This is a genomic window from Pelomicrobium sp. G1, assembly GCF_051905455.1.
Classification (GTDB): domain Bacteria; phylum Pseudomonadota; class Gammaproteobacteria; order Burkholderiales; family UBA6910; genus Pelomicrobium.
This window is the reverse complement of sequence record NZ_JBQACR010000688.1, coordinates 1-230: the sequence shown is the minus strand read 5'-3', so window position 1 is coordinate 230 and position 230 is coordinate 1. Positions and strand designations below refer to the sequence as shown.

1 protein-coding gene is annotated in these 230 nt (G+C 71.3%); it reads left to right on the top strand.

What is annotated here, in order from left to right:
- Positions 1-230 (top strand): hypothetical protein (locus tag ACTFO6_RS20130; RefSeq protein WP_439936029.1); only part of this gene is annotated, 230 nt, incomplete at both ends.

The following is a 230-nucleotide window of genomic DNA, read 5'->3' as shown; positions in this document are numbered from 1 at the left end:
CCTGGAGGCGCTGGATTTCGAGTCCTCGAGCGGCTACCAGCGGGTCCAGCTCTCGGCCCGGGGAACCTACAACGGGGTGCCGGTCGTCCTGCGGGGCAAGATCGGCAATCCCCTCGCCTTCGGCGAGCGAGGCGCCCTGGCGCCCCTGGAGTTGGCCCTCACCGTGGAGAGCGCCAGGCTCACCGCCTGGGGGACGGCGCCCCTCTCGTCCCAATTGGACGGCATGGACC